Here is an 18,366-nt window from a genome sequence, read left to right as displayed (position 1 = left end):
GCAGCGGCTCGCACGAACTCACCGCGGCATGAAGGAGACGGCACACGGAGTGTGCCTACTACTATCAATCGTCGCTGTACGGGCCGCGGAAGAAGTGCGACTCGCCGGACGGCTGGTACGCGATCTTCATCGCCGGGTCCGCCACCGTCGCGCCGCCCGCCGCCAACGACCGGTGGGCGAAGTCCAGTACCGTGCTCGTCAGCAGCGTCCGCTCGACCGGGTACGGCGACTTCCCGGTCGCCAGGAACGTCTCGATGTGGAACGTCAGCGGGTCGAAGAACCGCGCCCCCGGCGGCTGCGGCAGCACGAACCACGTCGCGTGCGGCGTCGGGTCGCCGGCGACCTTCACCGCGGCCGTCAGGTCGGCCACGTAGCCGGGCAGGTTGAGCAGCGTCGCCCGCGTGCCGTCCAGGTACTCGACCTTGAACGCCGTCGGCTTCTCCACGTGGTCCCGCGGCGTGCCGTAGTCGCGGCTCGCGCTCCGCCGCAGGGCCGCCTCCGCCAGGTTCTTGTCCCAGTCGCCGCGGTCCCACGCCTTCCACACCTCGTCGCCCTGGATCGTCGTCACCGACTTCACGCCCGTCTCGCCGCCGGCCCGCCGTTCGAGCAGGCATTGCAACACTTCCAGCGCGTGGAACCCGTAGATTTCCAGGTCCGAGTAGTAGCAGACGACCGCCTCCTGAATCTTCGCCCCGGCGTCCGGTTCCCATTCCGGCCGCCGCCACGTCACCGGCAGCGACGACCCGGCCATGAGGCCGAAGCCCATCGCCTTCGCCGTGTCGTACATCTTCCGGGCCTTCGCGTGGTCGTAGGACAGGTGCTTGTCCACGAACACCGGGACCGACCGGCCGCTCGCCTTGAACACGTCCACGATCTGCTCGAAGAACTCGAACCGCGGGTAGAGAATCTGGCCGAGCTTGTTCCGCGGGTAGTCGCCGTGCTCGACGATCAGTAGCACGCCATCGACGTCAAGCTGCCCCTTTCCGCCGAGCGCCGCCGCGACGGAGTCGGCGATCTCGAACCCCTTCTTCTTCGCCAGCCCGCGGGACAGGTCCTGCATCCGGCCATCGGCGTGGTACTGGTCGTTGAACATCCGCACGACCTGGAAATTCGGTTGGTGGTGCTTCCCCTTCACGGTGTAGCCGAACATCAGCCGGCCCGCGATGTGGTACGCGTGCGACAGCTTGTAGTAGACGCTGTTGACGCTCGCGACGCGCTTCGGCTTCGCGTCGGCGGCGCGGGCGAACATGGTCCCGGCGGCGAGGGCGGCGGTCGTGCGGAGGGCGTCGCGGCGGTTCATGACTGGCTCCGGAAACGGGAACGGCCGACCCGCGAGGATCGGCCGTCGGAAGGCGGACGGTTTCAGCTTACTTGTGACTCTTGTGGCAGTCGCTGCAGATGGCCTGAAACTTCTTCACGCTGGCCGAAACGGCCTTCGCGTCCTTCTTGTCCGTCGCGTCCGAAATCGCGGAGGCACCGTCCGTGAATAGCTTCGTGTGCTTGGTCCACGACTCCTTGTCGTTCGCGCCCTTCTTCGGGGTGTTCTTTCCGATCGCCTCGCCGAGGTCCTTCAGCTCCTTGCTATACTTCTGCGCGTCCTCCCACTTCCCGGCCGTCGCGGCCTTGTCGGTCTTGCCGAGGATGTTGTCCTTGCCTTTGAAACTGGCCATGATCTCCTTGTTGGTCGGCGTCTTCTTCTCGTCCGCGGCGAACGCGCCGAGGGTGAGCGAGAAGGCCGCGATCGTGAGGCAGGCCAGCAGCCGTCGAGCGGTCGTCATCGTGGGCATCCCCAATCTGGTATGAAGTCGAGGCGGCGAGCGCGACCACCGCGCCCGCCGACCCACGAAAATATATCCCGCCGGCCGGACCGGTGGAAACGAATTCCCACGACTTTAATGACCGCCGGGCGGACTTCCACCCGTCCGCGGGTGTCCCTATCCTCAACGGTAACCCTCCCGACCCACTTTGGTGAACCGAGGCCATGCCGCCGATCCTCCGCGAATACCTGCTCAAGGGCGTCTTCCTCGGGCTGTGGGCCTACCTCGCGCTGGTGCTGCCGCCGAACGCCCCGGACTGGCCGCGGTTCGGCACGATCCTCGGGTTCGCCGTTGGCGGGCTGGCGCTGGCCCTTGTCGTCGGGGCGGCCGTGCAAATCCGCCGCGGGTTCAAGCCCTCGACGAACCCGAAGGCGTTCCCGCTGGTAGTGGTTCTGGAAAGCCCGTACTGGATTTACATCGGCCTCATCCTCGGCCTCGCCCTCGGTCTGGTCACGCAGATCGACGTTCGCTCGGAGGAACCGGTCACCGGCTGGCTCGCGTACTTCGTCCTCGGCGGCGCGGTCCTCGGGTACGGGTTCCACCAGCTGCGGCAGGTCAAGGACTGGCTCTGGCGGTTCGCCTTCGGCGCGATCGTCGGCGCGGCGCTCGTCTACTTCGCGATCCATTACTTGGAACTTTACAACTTGCTGGACGGCAACGTGGCGAAGCGGAACTTCGCCATCGTGCTGCTATCCGGGCTGCCGTTCTTTTACTTGCTCACGTTCTGCGGCGAGGCGGAGGAATCGGAAGTCGAGATCGCGGCCATCTGCGCCGCCCTCGGCATCGGCCTGTACCTGTTCGGCCTCGAATCCGGCATCGAGCAACTCGCCGGGAAGCTGATCCTCCTCGCGCCGCTGATCGTCTACTTCGTGTACGCGACGCGGATACTTCCGGGGCTGCGTGTCTTCAAACACACCTTGCGCGGCTATTCGGCGTTGCAGATCGGCGACCATTTGAAGTCCGTGAACTCGTTCCGCCACGCCCTGCGGCTCGACCCGCGGAACGAGTTGGCCAGCCAGGGGATGATCGCGCTGCACCATCAAGTTGATGTCACGAAGCTGCCGCCGGACGCGGAACTCCTCCGCCACCTCGACTACGGCTTCTGCCTCGACCAGGCGTCCGGATACCTCGTCGGCGGCCGTGCCCCGACGGCGGCCGAGCGCGAGAAGGCCGAGCGGCTGTTGAAGTTGGTCGAGCAGCAGTCGCCGAAGCTGATGGCGCGGGTGGATTACCTCCGCGTCATCTCGTTGACGCACGCGAAGCAGTTCGACGCCGCGGCCGAGTTGCTGGCGAAGCTGCTCAGCCCGGAAACGCCCTACGAAGCGGCGGCGCGGAAGGCCGTCCTGTTCCCGGCGTGGGACCTGGCGATACGGCTTCACCCGGAGCTAGCGAAGCGGCTCGGCGGCAGCGAACTCGCGAAGCCAGGCCGTCGGATGGAGGCCATCGCCGCGACGGAACGGCAACTCGCCGCGACGCCGACCGACGGGGCGGCCGAGGAGTTGAAGACCGTGCTGTACGCGTCGCTGACGGAAACGGAGTTCGTTTCCGACGCCGCGTCCGGGCTGCCGACGGAGTTCAACTACGACTACGTCGAGCAACTCGGCCTCGCGCTGGCGGACAACGCCGACCCGGAGCAACGCGATCGGGGGATGGGCTACCTGCGGGTCGCCGGCCGCGGGCTGCCGCAGCGGGGGCCGACGATCTTCAAGAAGCTCGCGGACGTGGCGACCGCCGCCGGCCGGCCGGACGAGGCCCGCGGCTACCTCGAACAGGTTAAGCGGGCCGGCGTGCAGATCGGGCCGAAGTCACTCGCCGAGGACCAGCGGGCGCTCTACTTCGCCACGCTCCGGCAACTCGCGGCCGACGCCGAGGCCCGCGGCGACTACGACGCCGCCATCGGCGACCTGCGGCTTTACCTCGAAGGCGGCCGGAACGAACTCGAATCGTACCGCAAGATGGCCGACCTGTACGAGCAGAACAAGGCCGCCCCGAACGCGATCCTGAACGCGCTGCTCATGACCGAGACGGCCCTGATTTACAGCCCGACGGACAAGGACCTGCTCGCGAAGAAGGACAAGTATTACTTCAACGTGGAGGTCGAGAAACTGGCCGAGGTGCGGGAGAAAGTGGAGAAGTTCTTCGACGTGGACTACTGCACCCGGAAGGCGAAGCAAATCCTCGACCAGCGGGAGGTGGACGCCGACTCGCTGGACTGGGCGCTGCACCTGATCCGACTGGCGAAGGTAATGCAGCCGGCCGCGACGACGGTGCGGCTGATGGAGGCCCGCTGCCTGCTCCGCAAGGGCGACCGCGACGGGGCGTTGTTCGAGCTGGAGAACATCCGCGAGCAGAAGCCGAAGGGGTCGGCGGACGAGGACGCGTGGTACGAGGCGACGAAGATCACCGGCAACCTGTACCTCAACGAGCTGAACCGGCCGGACCTGGCCGTCCGCTGCTTCCAGGACTACCGCGAATATTCCAAGAGCGGGGCGGACACGCTGTTCAACCTCGCCCGCAGTTACGAGGGCAGCGGCGAGGTGAAGAACGCGATCAAGTTCTACGAGGCGGTGACGGCCTACGAGCAGCACCCGAAGTACTGGGACGCGAAGGAAGCGATGGAGCGGTTGAGGGGTCAGTTGACGTGAGTTCGTGATTTGTAGGGCGGGTCAAGGCTTTACGCCGACCCGCCGATGCGATCCCCGCCCCTCGTCGTTTCCGGATTGTGGTTGCGGTACCCCCGGCGGGTCGGCGCAAAGCCTTGACCCGCCCTACAAAGTCGCTCACCACACCGGCCAGTCGAGGACGAACGCGAAGAGGATCGTTAGCGTCGTCACCTTCACCGTGAACATGCACAGGGCGATGATGCCGAGGAGCCGGCCGACGCGGGCGTTCGACTCGCCGGCCGGGTCCATCTCGCCGGCCTCGATCGCCTTCAGGCAGTCGGCCCCGACCAGCCACGCGATCAGCCCGAGCGGGCCGATCAACAGCGACACGATGCCCAGCGCCAGGGCCACCCGCGTCCGGTCGGTGCGGGGGTACTCGCTGCCGTCGAAGTCGGTCAGCCGGCCGGCCCCCTGCCAACGCTGGATCATCGGCCAGTCGTCCACCCAGTCTCGTCGGCGCACGTCGGCCTCCTGCGTTAGACGGTGGGGTGGATGCGGCTGCCGGCCGCGTCTGCGGGCGAGTCCTCCATCACTATCGTCGCGTCGCCGTCGATCACTTTCAAGGGGATCGGGTCCACTTCCTCGCCAGGCGGGACCTGCGGCAGCGCCGGGCCGGGGCCGCCGGACGTGTCCTCGGAACTCAACAAGTCGCCATACGGCCCCCACCCCTCGACGTGCAACAGCACCTCCTTGATGATTGCCATGAGCGGCATCGCCAGGAAAAGCCCGGCGATGCCCCAGACGAGGTTCCAGTACAGGCAGGCGATCATCACCGTGGTCGCGTTCAGGTCCATGCTCCGGCCCATGACGAGCGGGATGATGATGTACCCCTCGAACGTCACGACGCCGGCGTACACGACCATGATGAACAGCGCGATCATCGGCTGGCCGAGCATGATCGCCTCCAGCATCGGCAGCACGCCGGCCGCGACCGTCCCGATGTACGGCACGTAGGTGAACACGAACGTGATGACGCCCCACAAGGCGTACTGCTCTAGGCCCAGGGAGCGGTAGAAGATCGCGAGGATGATGGCGAGGCCGAAGTTCACGAGCGTCCGCCAGTACAGGTACATGCGGATCGACTCGGCGATGGCGGCGAGGGCCTTCGTCACGCGGGTCTGCGTGTCCCCCCGCGTGCCGAAGATGGCCCGCACCTTCTTCGCCAGGATTTCCGCCTCCATCAGCAGGAAGAGGACGATGAACAGGATGAGCAGCAGCTCCGTGAGCTGCCGGAGGCCGACGGCGAGGAGTTCCTTGATGCTGTCGGCCACGTTCTTCGGCGTGAACAGTTCCTTGATGCTCTTGTAGATGTTCGAGTCGTCGGCGTTCGGCGGCAGCACGCTGGCCACCCGACCGGGGAGGATCTCGTTGAGGTTCTGGGCGAGGTCCTCGTACTTCCGCTTCCACCCGTTCGGCCCCTCCTCGCTCGTCGGCAGCCGGTTGATGAACTGCGGGATCGCCACGGCCGCGATGCTGAACACGACGCCGGCCATCAGGACGAGGATCATGATGGACGAGAAGCAGGCGAAGAACCACGGCAGCTTGATCTTCTGGTGCAGCCAGCACGCGAGCGGGTACAGCAGGGCGGCGAGCAGCCCGGACATGGTCAACGGGATGAAGATCGACGACCCGAAGTAGAGCGCGACGGACACGCCGAGGAGGCCGAGCGCGTTCAGGCCGTAGCGGGTGAAGGCCGTGAGGTTCAGGTTCATGTGGGGTTCCCGATCAACCGTCGATTCGTTCGGCCGCCCGGAGGGTGTTGTACAGGAGCATGGTGATCGTCATCGGCCCGACGCCGCCGGGCACGGGGGAGAGCCACCCGGCGACGTTCGCGACGGCCGGGTCCACGTCGCCGAGGAGCTTGCCGTCCACGACCGTCGTGCCCACGTCCACCACGACCGCGCCGGGCTTCACCATGTCCGGCGTCACGCACCGCGGCTGCCCGGCGGCGGCGATCAGGATGTCGGCAGCCCGGCAGACCTCGGCGAGGTTCGCCGTCTTGGTGTGGGCGACGGTCACGGTCGCGTCCCCGCCGGCCGGGTTGGCGGGCGTCGGCTTCTGCATCAGCATCAAGGCTAACGGCTTGCCCACGATATTGCTACGCCCGACCACGACGATCGGTTTGCCGGCCCACGCGATCCCGTTGCGGGCCACCAGTTGCACGACCCCGTGCGGCGTGCAGGGGTAGTACCGCGGGTGGCCGGCGGTGACGCGGCCGACGTTCTCCGGGTGGAAGCAATCGACGTCCTTCAACGGCGAGACGGCGTGGATGACGGCTTCCTCGCGAATCTGCTTCGGCAGCGGGAGCTGCACGAGGATGCCGTGGACCGCCGGGTCCGCGTTCAGGGTGTCGATCAGGGAGAGGAGTTGCTGTTCTGTCGTATCGGCCGGCAGGTGGTGCAGCCAGTTGGCCATGCCGATTTCGTCGCAGGACTTCCGCTTGTTGCGGACGTAGGTGTGGCTCGACGGGTTCTCGCCGACAAGGACGGCCGCGAGGCCGGGCGGCCGCTTCCCGGCCGCGACGCGGGCCGTCACCTCGGCGGCCATCGCGGCCCGCATCTCCTGGCCGAGCTTCTTTCCGTCCAGTCGCTTCGCGGTCATCGAATCCTCAAAGTAGTAGGCACACTCCGTGTGCCGTTTCCTTTCCGCCGCGGGGAGTTCGCCCGAGTCTCCGTGGCACTCAGCAGACGGCACACGGAGTGTGCCTACTACTATGTGATCCCTATCCGCTCGCACAGTTTCGGCAGCGTCTCGCCGGACGGGCCGTACAGCCCGATATCGGCCATCGCGCTCGCCTCGGTGCGGGTGAGGTTGCACTCGATCACGGTCGCGCCGGGCGTCTTCGACCGCTTCGCGATCGGGATCAGGTTCGCGGCCGGGTAGACGACCGCCGACGTGCCGACGACGAGCAGCACGTCGCACAGCCCGGCCGCGTGCTGGGCGTTCCACCAAATCTCGTCCGGCAGCGACTCGTGAAACCAGACAATGTCCGGCCGCAACCGCCCGCGGCAGGAATCGCACGCGGGGAGGTCGGGAAGAACCTCCAGTTCGCGGTCGCGAATCTCGCCGCACTTGGTGCAACGGGTGCGCCGCAGGCTGCCGTGAACCTCAAGCACGCGGGTGCTGCCCGCCTGCTGGTGCAGGCCGTCAACGTTCTGCGTGGCAATCGTGAAGCTCTCACCCCAGTGCCGTTCCATCGCGGCGAGGGCGAGGTGGCCGGGGTTCGGCTTCACCGTCTTCACGTTCGAGCGGCGGGCGTTGTAGAACTTCCACACGAGCGCCGGGTCGCGCTCGAACCCGAACGGCGTAGCCACGTCCTCGATGCGGTGGCCCTCCCACAGGCCGTCGGACGCGCGGAACGTCGGCACTCCGCTCTCGGCGGAGACGCCCGCCCCGGTGAGGACCGCCACCCGCGTGGCCAGCTTCAGGGCCTCGGCGGCGGTCGTCAGGCTCTCCTCCAAGTCGTCGGTCGGCATGGCGGCCTCCGAGAGTCAGATAGGAGGATACCGGAAGACCCGGCCCGAAACAAGCAACGGCCGAACCGCGCATTTTGTGGAACCCGGAGCGGAAGCGATGGGGTGTTGGTCCCCCACCCCATCGCTTCCGCTCCGGGTTCCACAAAACCGCTGGAAACGCGCAACGCCCGAACCCGGCCGGCGTTGACTTTGTCCGAACACAAGATAGAGTTCCTACGACACACGTTTTCCCGGAGCGTCCCGTGCCGACTTCCTTCCTGCCCCCGGCCGTCGCGATCGCGATTACCGCCGCGCAGGGAGTGCGCGTCGTTGTCGTCGGCACGAGTTGACCTCTGGGCGTTCGAGTACACCTTCGCACCCCGGAGCCGGAACGCTTCGGGGTTTTTCATTGATACACGGGAATCTTCACATGACGCGCATCGCCATCTACGACACCACCCTCCGCGACGGCAGCCAGGGCGAGGGGGTGAACTTCTCCCTGCAAGACAAGCTGCTTCTCACGAAGCGGCTCGACGAAATCGGCGTCGATTACATCGAGGGCGGCTACCCGCTGTCGAACCCGAAGGACGCGGAATACTTCCGCGCGGTCCGGGACCTGAACCTGCAACACGCGAAAGTCGTGGCCTTCGGCATGACGCGGCGGAAGAACATCGTGCCCGAGGCCGACACCGGGTTGAAGGCCCTTCTCGAAGGCAAGACGCCGGTGGTCACGATCGTCGGGAAAACGTCGGCGTTCCAGGTGAAGGAAATTCTTGGCGCGACGCTCGACGAGAACGTGAAGATGATCGGCGACTCGGTCGCATACTGTAAAAGCCGGGGGCCGGAGGTCTTCTACGACGCCGAGCACTTCTTCGACGGCTTCAAGCTCGATCCGGAGTACGCCCTCCGCACCCTAAAAGCAGCCGAGGCCGGCGGCGCGACGTGCCTGATCCTGTGCGACACGAACGGCGGCACGATGCCGGAGTGGGTCGCGGAAGTCGTGACGCTCGTGCGGAAGGAGGTCCGCGCCGAGGTCGGGATCCACTGCCACAACGACTGCGACGTGGCGGTGGCGAACACGCTCGCCGCGGTGCGGGCCGGGGCAACGCAGGTGCAAGGCACGATGAACGGGTTCGGCGAGCGGTGCGGCAACGTCGATCTCGTTTCGACGGTCGCGAACCTCGCCATCAAGTACGGGTACGACGTGCTGAAGAAGGGGAGCTTGCAACGGCTGACGGAGGTGTCGCGGTACGCCTACGAGCTGGCGAACATGAACTTCCGCAACGGCCAGCCGTTCGTCGGGCAGAGCGCGTTCGCGCACAAGGGGGGGATGCACACGCACGCCGTCGCGAAGAATCCGGCGAGCTACGAGCACATCGACCCGGCCCTCGTCGGCAACGAGCGCCGCATCCTCGTGAGCGAGCTGTCCGGGCAGTCCACGATCTTGAGCAAGACGCAGAAGTACCAGATCGCGCACGACAAGGCGACGATGGCGGCGATCCTCAACCAGGTGCAAGACCTGGAGAACGCCGGGTACGAGTTCGAGGCGGCCGAGGCGTCGTTCGACATCCTCGTGAAGAAGGCCGTCGGCACGTACAAGCCGTGGTTCGAGCGGCTGGCCTACCGGGTGAACATCGAGCAGGCGCAGGCGGCGACGCCGATCACGGAGGCGACGGTGAAGCTCCGCGTCGGCGGCTCCGTCGAGCATACCGTGAGCGAGGGGGACGGCCCGGTGAACGCGCTCGACGCGGCCCTGCGGAAGGCGCTGGTGCAGTACTACCCGCGGCTCGACGAGATGCAGCTGGTGGACTACAAGGTGCGGGTGGTGAACCCGAAGGAAGGGACGGCCGCCCGCGTGCGGGTGGTGATCGAGTCCCGCGACGGCCACGACGTGTGGGGCACGGTGGGCGTCAGCGAGAACGTCGTCGAGGCGAGCTGGCTCGCCCTCGCGGACGCCATCGAGTACAAGCTGTTCAGAGACGAAGAGAAATAAAAACCGTATTCACCGCGGAGGGCACATGAGGGCACGAGAGAAAACCAAGAAGAGATTTTCAAAGACCGGGTTTTGAACTCTCTTCTCTCTTCGGTTTTCTCTCACGTGCCCTCATGTGCCCTCTGCGGTGAAAAAAGGATTTCGTTATGCCGATCGAACTGCCGAAGGCTTACGACGCGCACGCCGCCCAGGACAAGTGGCTGAAGTTCTGGAACGAGAAGGGGTACTTCCACGCCGACCCGGCGCGGCCGGGTGAGCACTACTCCGTCGTCATCCCGCCGCCGAACGTGACGGGGGCGCTGCACATGGGGCACGCGCTCAACAACACGCTCCAGGACGTGCTCGTGCGGTGGCGGCGGATGCAGGGCCGCAACACCCTCTGGATGCCGGGGACCGACCACGCCGGGATCGCGACGCAGGCGGTGGTCGAGAAGCTCGTCTTCAACACCGAGAAGAAGACCCGCCACGACCTCGGCCGCGAGAAGCTCGTCGAGAAAATCTGGGAGTGGAAGGACAAGTACGAGAAGCGAATCCTCGGCCAGCTCCAACAGATGGGGGCGAGTTGCGACTGGGACCGCACGCGGTTCACGCTGGACGAGACGTGCGCCCGCGCCGTGCGGGAGACGTTCTTCCGCATGTTCCGCGACGGGTACATCTACCGCGGCAAGCGGCTCGTGAACTGGGACGCGCAGCTGCAAACCAGCGTGGCCGACGACGAGACGTACACCGAGGACACGAAGGGCGGGTTCTGGACGTTCAAGTACCAGGTGGTCGGCCAGCCCGACACGTTCATCCGGTTCAGCACGACGCGGCCGGAGACGATGCTCGGCGACACCGCCCTCTGCGTCCACCCGACCGACGAGCGGTACAAGCACCTGATCGGCCAGGCCGTGCTGCAACCGCTGGTGAACCGGGAAATCCCGATCATCGCCGACGCGCTGCTCGCCGACCCGACGCTGGGGACGGGCTGCGTGAAGGTGACGCCGGCGCACGACCCGAACGACTACGCCTGCTGGCAGCGGAACCCGCAGATCGGGATCATCAACATCCTGAACCCGGACGGCACGATCAACGCGAACGGCGGCCCCTACGCCGGGCAGCCGCGGGCGAAGGTCCGCGAGGCCGTGGTGAAGGCGATGGAGGACCTCGACCTGTACGAGGGGAAGGAGGACCGCGTCATCCCGCTGAAGTACAGCGACCGGAGCAAGACGCCGATCGAGCCGTACCTGAGCGACCAGTGGTTCGTGAAGATGGCCGACCGCGACGACGGCAAGCCGGGCCTCGCGCAGCTGGCGATCGACGCCGTGACGGGTGGCCGCGTGCAGTTCTTCCCGAAGCGGTACGAGAACGCCTACCTCGACTGGCTCGGCGAGAAGCGCGACTGGTGCGTGAGCCGCCAGCTCTGGTGGGGTCACCGGATTCCGGTGTGGACGTTTGACGAGAAGGGTTGCAACGAAGAAAAACGAGACGACATTGCCACCGAGCTGGAAAGCTTGAGGGATCACGACAGGTCGAGGATTGTGTTCTCCGAAGCAGAACTAAAGCAGTTCCGTGATTCGGGCGACGCATCGATTCAAGTCTGTGTCGGGCCAGATAAGCCCACGTTTGAAGCGAAGCTGGAATCGCTCGGCTTTGAGCAAGACCCCGACGTTCTTGACACCTGGTTCTCGTCCGCGCTCTGGCCGCACAGCACGCTCGGCTGGCCGGACGAGACGCCGGAACTGAAGCGGTACTACCCGACCAGCACGCTGGTGACGAGCCGGGACATCATCACGCTCTGGGTGGCCCGGATGGTGATGACCGGGCTGTACAACACCGGCGAGGTCCCGTTCCGGCACGTCTACATCCACCCGAAGATGATGGACGCGTTCGGCGAGACGATGAGCAAGTCCCGCGGCAACGGCATCGACCCGCTCGACATCATTGAACGCTACGGGACCGACGCGCTGCGGTTCCAGATGGTGTCGATGGCCGGGGAGACGCAGGACAGCCGGATGCCGGTGGCGAACGTCTGCCCGCACTGCGGCACGTTCGTCCCGCTCAAGAAGGAGAACACGAACCCGGACGAGACGAAGCGGCCGAAGAAGGTCGCGTGTTCCAACTGCAAGAAAGAGTTCCGGCCCGGCGGCCCGTGGACGAGCGACGACCCGGACCGGCCGACCGCGAAGCAGGCGTCCGAGGCGTTCGAGCCGGGCCGCAACTTCGCGAACAAGCTCTGGAACGCGACCCGGTTCATCCTCATGAACCTCGACGGCTACACGCCCGCCCCGGTGGACCCGAAGGCGCTGCCGGTCGAAGACCGGTGGATTCTCAGCCGGCTGGCGACGACGGCGAAGGCGGTGACGGCCGCGCTGGAGGGCTACCGGTTCAGCGAGGTGTCGCGGCTGGTCTACGACTTCGCGTGGAACGAGTTCTGCGACTGGTACATCGAGATGAGCAAGGGCCGCCGGTCGGACCCGGTGTGCCAGCGGGTGCTCGTCGGCGTGCTGGACGGCATCGTGCGGCTCATCCAGCCGGTGATGCCGTTCCTCGCGGAGTCGCTGTGGCAGGCGCTCAACGAGGTCGCCCCGACCCGCGGGCTGCTGGCGACGAAGGCCGCCGAGGAGAGCGTGTGCATCGCCGCGTGGCCGGGCGACCTCGACCCGCTCATCGACGACTCGACCGAGAGCAGCATCGCCCGGATGCAGGAGCTGGTCCGCGGCGTGCGCGAAATCCGCAACCGCTACATGCTCGACAAGGCCCCGCTGGAACTGGCCGTGAAGTGCAACGACGCGGTGGCGGCGGACCTGACCGCGCTCGCGCCGTTCGTGAAACTGCTCGGCGGCCTTACGACCTTCGAGTGCGGCCCGACGGCGGCGAAGCCGAAGCAGGCCGGGTCGATCCTGCACGCCCAGTTCGAGGGGTACGTGAACCTCGCCGGGCTGATCGACGTGCCGGCCGAGTTGAAGCGGCTGGAGAAGCAGATCGCGGAGAAGAAGAAGCTGTTCGAGAGCATCCAGGGGAAGCTCGGCAACGCCGGGTTCCTGGCGAAGGCGGCCCCGGAGCAGGTGCAGGAAACGCGGGAGAAGGCCGCGGAGCTGGAAGCGCAAATCCGCGCGATGGAGGCGAACGAGGCGGAGCTGCGGGCTGTATAAGTTGGGCTGAAAGCCCAGGGTCGGCCGACCCTGGGCTTTCAGGTCTTAGGAATGACTGAGGGTGGTTGAAGTTTGGAGATCGCTTCTTGGGGCGTCACGTCTACCCCGATGCCTTGCTCGACGGTAAACATCCCGACCCGTGTTCGCCGGAGCGTTTGCACCAGCCCGCCGCAGCCGAGCCGCTCGCCGAGGTCGCGGGCGATGGAGCGGATGTACGTCCCCTTCCCGCAGTCGATTTCCAGGTCCAGGTGCGGCCAATCGTAGGCAAGCAGTCGAATCTCATCCACGCGGACCGTCCGCGCCTCCGGCTTGACCTCCGTGCCGCGGCGCACCAGATCGTAGGCGCGCTTTCCGTCGATCTTCAGCGCGGACACGGCCGGGGGAACCTGCGAAATCTCGCCGACGAACTGCGGCAGCATTTCGCGAATCGCCGCTTCCGTCGGAATCTCGCCGACCACACTCGGCGTCAGCTCGCCGTCGGCGTCGTCGGTCGTGCTGGTGAAGCCGAACAGGATACGGGTGCGGTACGTCTTGCTCATCGCCTGGACGCGGTCGGCCAGCTTCGTCGCCGCGCCGACGCACAACACGAGCACGCCGGTCGCCAGCGGGTCGAGCGTGCCGGTGTGGCCGATCTTCGTCTTCCGCGGGAACCACCGCTGGGCGAGGTTCACCACGTCCCGCGAGGTCATGCCGCCGGGCTTGTCGATCACCAAAAAGCCGTTCATCGTCACTTCTTCTTGAGGGCCTTGTCCGCGATGTCGGTGCGGTAGTGCGCGCCGGGGAACGTGATGAGCTTCACCGCCTCGTAGGCCCGCCCCTTCGCGGCCGCCAGGTCGTCGCCGAGGGCCGTCACCGCCAGCACGCGGCCGCCGTCCGTCACCACCCGCTCGTTCTTGAACGTCGTCCCGGCGTGGAACACCTTCACGTCCTTCAGTTCCGCCGCCTCGTCCAGGCCGAGGATCAGCTTGCCGGTGTCGTACTTGCCGGGGTAGCCGCCGCTGCACATCACGACGCACACCGCCGGCCGCGGGTCGAACTCCAACTTGCCGTCCTCGAACTCGCCGAGGTTCTCGTCCGCCACGGCCTCCAGGAGGTCGAGCAGGTCGGTCTTCAGCCGCATCAGGATGACCTGCGTCTCCGGGTCGCCGAACCGGCAGTTGTACTCCAGCACCCGCGGCCCCTGGTTCGTCAGCATCAGCCCCGCGAAGAGGACACCGTTGAACGGAAAACGTTCGTCCTTGAACCCGCGTTTCATGGCGTGGATCGTCGGCACGAACACGCTCGCCTCGGCCTGCGCCACCAGTTCCGGCGTGCCGACCGGGGCCGGGCAGTACGTCCCCATGCCGCCGGTGTTCGGCCCCTTGTCGCCGTCGTTCACCGCCTTGTGGTCCTGCGTCGGCGGCAGGGGAAGGATCACCCGCCCTGCGACGAGGGCGAGCATCGATAGTTCCTCGCCCTCCAGCCGCTTTTCGACGACGATCCGCCGCCCGGCCTTCGCCCCGAACTCCTCTTTCACCATGATCCGCTCGACCGCCTTCAGCGCCTCGGCCGAATCCTTGCAGACGACGACGCCCTTGCCGGCCGCGAGGCCGTCGGCCTTGACGACGACGGGGTAGTCCCGCGTCTCGATGTACGTCCGGGCGGCGGCCGGGTGGTCGAACACGCGGAACTCGGCCGTCGGCACGTCGGCGTGTCGCATCAACTCCTTCGCGAACACCTTGCTCGCCTCGATCCGGGCGGCATCCTTCGACGGGCCGAACACCTTGAACCCGCGGCCGCGGAAGAAGTCGGCACACCCGTTCGCCAGCGGGTCCTCCGGGCCGATGACGACGAGCTTCACGCCCTCCTTGTCCGCGGTGCGGGCGAGGCGGTCCCACAGGTTCGCGTCGGTCCCGTCGAACGGGATGTTGATGCCGTCGATGGCCGTGCCCGCGTTGCCGGGGGCGCAGAAAATCTTCCCGGCGCGGGGCGATTGCGCGAGCTTCCAGACGATGGCGTGCTCGCGGCCGCCCTTGCCGATGACGAGGATGTTGGTCTTACTCATGATGCCGAGGCGATCGCCTTCCAGAGTTCCAGGATGTTCCGTCGGTTCTGCCCGAGGTCGCCGGACCCGACACGACTTCGACTCTCGGCGTGGACGCGCGTTCCCGCCGCCGTCGGTTCCAGTGTCAGTTTGATGTCATCCACGAACCGGAACACCCGCGTCCGTCGGAGGAGGTGCAGGGTCGAGTCCGTTTCCGCGTGGACCGACCAACCGCGAATCGTGCCGGCCGCCGTCTTGACCCGCGCCGCGGCCTCCGGCACGGGGGCGGGCAGCTCCAGCGGCGACAGGTCCGGGTGCGTCGGCTCGGTGGTGTTCGCCCAGTTTTTCGTGAACCAACGGAGCAACGACATTCGGGAACCGCCCTGCGCGAGTCTGGGCTATTTCTATTCAACGACAAAGCCCGCGGACGTTCGCCCGCGGGCTTTCACGGCGCTTTTTAGGGCCTACTTCTTCATTTCCTTAACCTCGATCTTCTTGAACGCCATCACCGAGCCGGGGTCGTGCCCCTGCAGCGCGAAGTGGCCCTTCTTGAACCACTTGTCGCCGGGGATCGTGTACTCGACCATCGTTTTGCCGTTGGTGATGATCGTGACCTTCGGCCCCACCGCGATGACTTCCTGCGTGAACCACTCGTCGGGGTTGTGGTTCGCCTTGCGGACGAGGTGCTTCTCGTCCCGGTCGATGCCGTTGGCCGGGTAGAGGCTGCCGGACTTCACGGCGTCAACGTGGGTGGCGTTGATCTGGCACTCGTAGCCCTTGGGGAAGTTCGGGCCGAACTCGGTACGGAAGTACTGGCCGCTATTCCCCTTGTCGTTGATCTTCGCCTCGATCCGGTAGTGGAAGTCCTCGTAGTCGCCCCGCTCGCTGAACAGGTGGCTCGCCGGGCCGCCGCCGAGGATCGTGCCGTCCTTCACCTGCCAGAGGGTGATTTCCTGGCTCGGCGTCTCCTTACCGTCCTTCCCCTTCTTCGCCTTCGTCTTACCGACGTAGGCGATCACCTTCCCGTCGTCGTTCTTCTTCTCCGTGACCGACTCGAACTCGCCGCTCGGCGGGTTGACCATCTTCCAGCCGGTCAGGTCCTTGCCGTTGAACAGCTGCACCCAGCCGTCCTTGTCGTCGGCCGTCGCCGGACTCGCGAACGCCAAGCCGGTGACGGCCAGGGTCAAGATCAGGTTGCGAACTCGCAGCATTGCGGAACTCCCGGAGAGATGATCGGGCGGCGGCCCGACCCGTGGATGGCGGTGGGGAAATCGTATGGCCGCGGCACGCCGTTCGCCAGAACCAATCCGCAAAGTCTCCCCGACCGGGCGGTCGGGAAAAGCAAAAAACTTCGGATTGTGAGGAGTTTTTATTGTCGGGGTTGTTGGAAACCCCTATGCTTTGCGACAACTGGTCATTTTGCACAGGGTAGGCAAGATAAGTAACGCAATTCGTCAGGGAGGACGGAGGTAGCCCAGCAATGTTCGCCCAGCCCGCCACGGAGCCGGGCCGGTCCAAATTCCTCTGTCTCTGGAGTCTCAGATGAAGCGTCGAGTTTTCGCAGCGGCGATTCTGGGGGCGGCCGCCTGGCTCGCCACTTCCCCGGCCCAGTCTTATGCGTTCGGCGGCAAGAACCGCGGCGGGTGCGGCGGCTGCGAGCCGGCCCCGGCGGCGTGCGCCGCCCCGGCCCCGTGCGCGGCGGCCGCGGCCCCCTGCGCCCCGGCCGCCCCGGCCATGACGACCCAGGTGGTCACCCGGTACAAGACCGAGGTTCGCACCCGGCAGGTGCCGGTCAAGGTGATGAAGCCCGTCGAGAAGGACGAGAAGTACACGTGGACGGAGAACGTCGCCGAAACGAAGAACGAGAAGCGGAAGGTCGTCGAGCACAAGCAAGTCTGGGCCGACGAGCCGTACTCCTACCAGGTGAACAAGTGCGTGACCGTGCAGGAACCCCGCACGGTGACGGAGCACAAGCAGGTCTGGACGGACGTGCCGCACAGCTGGGTGGAGAAGGTCCCGGTCGTGACGCAAGAGAAGCGGACGGTGACGGAGCACAAGCAGGTCTGGACGGACGAGCCGTACTCGTGGACCGTGCAAGTCCCGGTGACGACGCAGGAGAAGCGGACGGTCACGGAGCACAAGCAGGTCTGGACGGACGAGCCGTACTCGTGGACGGTGCAAGTGCCGCACACGACCATGAAGCAAGAGACCCGCACGCACTGGACGTGCGTGCCGAAGTGCGTGACGGAAATGGTCCCGGTGACGCACACCGTCCGCGTCCCGGTCCCGGCCGATCCGTGTGCCCCCGGTTGCGACGCCCCGCCGGCGTGCGACCCGTGCGGCAAGAAGAAGAAGTGCGGCGGCCTCTTCCGCCGCGGCGGGAACGGCGGCGGGTGCGACGCGGCCCCGGCGTACACGTGCCAGACCGTGACGACGATGAAGCCGGTCACGAAGACCGTGTACGAGAAGGTCGCCCACACGACGACCGTGAACGTCCCGCACACGACCTACACGACCGAGACGAAGACGGGGACGCGGAAGGTGTGCAAGGTCGTCGCCGAGACGAAGGACGTGATGGTTCCCGTGACCACCTGCAAGACCGAGACGAAGACGGGGACGCGGAAGGTGTGCAAACTCGTCGCCGAGACGAAGGACGTGATGGTCCCGGTCACGACGTGGAAGGACGTGCAGAAGTCCGGCACCCGCAAGGTGTGCAAGGTCGTCGCCGAGCAGAAGCAGGTCATGGTGAACGTGAACAAGATCGTCGCGGAGACCGTGAACGCGACGCGGAAGGTGTGCAAGGTCGTCGCCGAGGAGAAGGAAGTCACCGTCCCGGTGACGACCTGGAAGCCGGTGACGAAGGAAGGCACGCGGAAGGTGACGACGTGGGCGGAAGCCACCGAGATGAAGACGGAAACGTACCACGAGTGCGTGCCGTACCAGGAAACGATCCACGTCCCGGTCGCGGCGGCCGCGGCCTGCGCCCCGGCCTGCGACGCGCCGGCCGCGACGTGCGGCAAGTCCCGCGGCGGGCTGTTCCGCGGCCTCTTCGGGCGGAAGAAGAGCTGCGGCGGCTGCTAACGCGAGGTGATGTGAACGACAAAACCCACGGCGCGGGCCGTGGGTTCTTTTTTTCCTGACTTCCGAAGTCCGGCTTCGACTTCGGAAGTCGAAACGTCAACGACAACTGTAGCACGGGGGAATGTTTTTGGGCGGGATCGACTTCCGAAGTCGAAGCCGGACTTCGGAAGTCGAAGGGGGTAGACGGCGTATCTCGATTT

14 protein-coding genes are annotated in these 18,366 nt (G+C 66.2%); 4 read left to right on the top strand and 10 right to left on the bottom strand.

The window, feature by feature from the left end; all coding sequences use genetic code 11:
* Positions 1-64 precede the first annotated feature (64 nt).
* Together AC5JJ2_RS14510 and AC5JJ2_RS14505 are read right to left on the bottom strand one after the other, a co-directional pair.
* Positions 65-1,300, bottom strand: coding sequence for a hypothetical protein (locus AC5JJ2_RS14510; protein WP_495858720.1), 1,236 nt, complete (start codon positions 1,298-1,300; stop codon positions 65-67).
* Between the two features lie 67 nt (positions 1,301-1,367).
* Positions 1,368-1,778 (bottom strand): hypothetical protein, encoded by a 411-nt coding sequence (locus AC5JJ2_RS14505; protein WP_495858719.1) that lies wholly within the window; start codon positions 1,776-1,778, stop codon positions 1,368-1,370.
* A 203-nt stretch (positions 1,779-1,981) separates the two neighbouring features.
* Between AC5JJ2_RS14505 and AC5JJ2_RS14500 the strand changes: the two genes are divergently transcribed.
* The gene (locus tag AC5JJ2_RS14500) at positions 1,982-4,462 is read left to right on the top strand and encodes a tetratricopeptide repeat protein (protein ID WP_495858718.1); all 2,481 of its coding nucleotides are present in this window, start codon (positions 1,982-1,984) and stop codon (positions 4,460-4,462) included.
* Positions 4,463-4,597: 135 nt separating this feature from the next.
* Here the strand turns inward: AC5JJ2_RS14500 and AC5JJ2_RS14495 are convergent, their stop codons facing one another.
* The 4 genes from AC5JJ2_RS14495 to AC5JJ2_RS14480 all read right to left on the bottom strand — a co-directional run bounded on the left by AC5JJ2_RS14495 (position 4,598) and on the right by AC5JJ2_RS14480 (position 7,956).
* Complete coding sequence (locus AC5JJ2_RS14495; protein WP_495858717.1) at positions 4,598-4,942, bottom strand: hypothetical protein; 345 nt, start codon at positions 4,940-4,942, stop codon at positions 4,598-4,600.
* A gap of 14 nt (positions 4,943-4,956) precedes the next feature.
* The gene (locus AC5JJ2_RS14490; protein WP_495858716.1) at positions 4,957-6,192 is read right to left on the bottom strand and encodes an AI-2E family transporter; all 1,236 of its coding nucleotides are present in this window, start codon (positions 6,190-6,192) and stop codon (positions 4,957-4,959) included.
* A 13-nt stretch (positions 6,193-6,205) separates the two neighbouring features.
* Positions 6,206-7,081 carry a bifunctional 5,10-methylenetetrahydrofolate dehydrogenase/5,10-methenyltetrahydrofolate cyclohydrolase gene (locus AC5JJ2_RS14485; RefSeq protein WP_495858715.1) on the bottom strand — a complete coding sequence of 292 codons (876 nt, stop codon included), beginning with the start codon at positions 7,079-7,081 and terminating at the stop codon, positions 6,206-6,208.
* Between the two features lie 110 nt (positions 7,082-7,191).
* Complete coding sequence (locus AC5JJ2_RS14480; protein WP_495858714.1) at positions 7,192-7,956, bottom strand: NAD-dependent deacylase; 765 nt, start codon at positions 7,954-7,956, stop codon at positions 7,192-7,194.
* 409 nt (positions 7,957-8,365) lie between these two features.
* Between AC5JJ2_RS14480 and cimA the strand changes: the two genes are divergently transcribed.
* Together cimA and AC5JJ2_RS14470 are read left to right on the top strand one after the other, a co-directional pair.
* The gene (gene cimA / locus AC5JJ2_RS14475) at positions 8,366-9,928 is read left to right on the top strand and encodes a citramalate synthase (RefSeq protein WP_495858713.1); all 1,563 of its coding nucleotides are present in this window, start codon (positions 8,366-8,368) and stop codon (positions 9,926-9,928) included.
* Between the two features lie 146 nt (positions 9,929-10,074).
* Positions 10,075-13,062: a valine--tRNA ligase gene (locus AC5JJ2_RS14470; protein ID WP_495858712.1), complete on the top strand. Its 2,988-nt coding sequence runs from the start codon at positions 10,075-10,077 to the stop codon at positions 13,060-13,062.
* A 38-nt stretch (positions 13,063-13,100) separates the two neighbouring features.
* On the opposite strand, the gene truB is transcribed toward AC5JJ2_RS14470, so the two are convergent.
* The 4 genes from truB to AC5JJ2_RS14450 form a co-directional block, all read right to left on the bottom strand.
* Positions 13,101-13,787 carry a tRNA pseudouridine(55) synthase TruB gene (gene truB, locus AC5JJ2_RS14465; RefSeq protein ID WP_495858711.1) on the bottom strand — a complete coding sequence of 229 codons (687 nt, stop codon included), beginning with the start codon at positions 13,785-13,787 and terminating at the stop codon, positions 13,101-13,103.
* A 2-nt stretch (positions 13,788-13,789) separates the two neighbouring features.
* Complete coding sequence (gene purD / locus AC5JJ2_RS14460; RefSeq protein ID WP_495858710.1) at positions 13,790-15,106, bottom strand: phosphoribosylamine--glycine ligase; 1,317 nt, start codon at positions 15,104-15,106, stop codon at positions 13,790-13,792.
* Complete coding sequence (locus AC5JJ2_RS14455; protein WP_495858709.1) at positions 15,103-15,456, bottom strand: DUF1499 domain-containing protein; 354 nt, start codon at positions 15,454-15,456, stop codon at positions 15,103-15,105. The genes purD and AC5JJ2_RS14455 overlap by 4 nt, the downstream gene beginning before the upstream one ends.
* Before the next feature lie 93 nt (positions 15,457-15,549).
* Positions 15,550-16,296, bottom strand: a complete 747-nt coding sequence (locus tag AC5JJ2_RS14450) for a 3-keto-disaccharide hydrolase (protein ID WP_495858708.1) — start codon at positions 16,294-16,296, stop codon at positions 15,550-15,552.
* 331 nt (positions 16,297-16,627) lie between these two features.
* Here AC5JJ2_RS14450 and AC5JJ2_RS14445 point away from each other — a divergent pair, with 331 nt between their 5' ends.
* Positions 16,628-18,166, top strand: coding sequence for a hypothetical protein (locus AC5JJ2_RS14445; protein WP_495858707.1), 1,539 nt, complete (start codon positions 16,628-16,630; stop codon positions 18,164-18,166).
* Positions 18,167-18,366: the final 200 nt, after the last annotated feature.

Source organism: Limnoglobus sp., assembly GCF_059499385.1.
The sequence above is the reverse complement of the archived record's forward strand: the minus strand, read 5'-3'. Positions and strand labels throughout refer to the sequence as shown.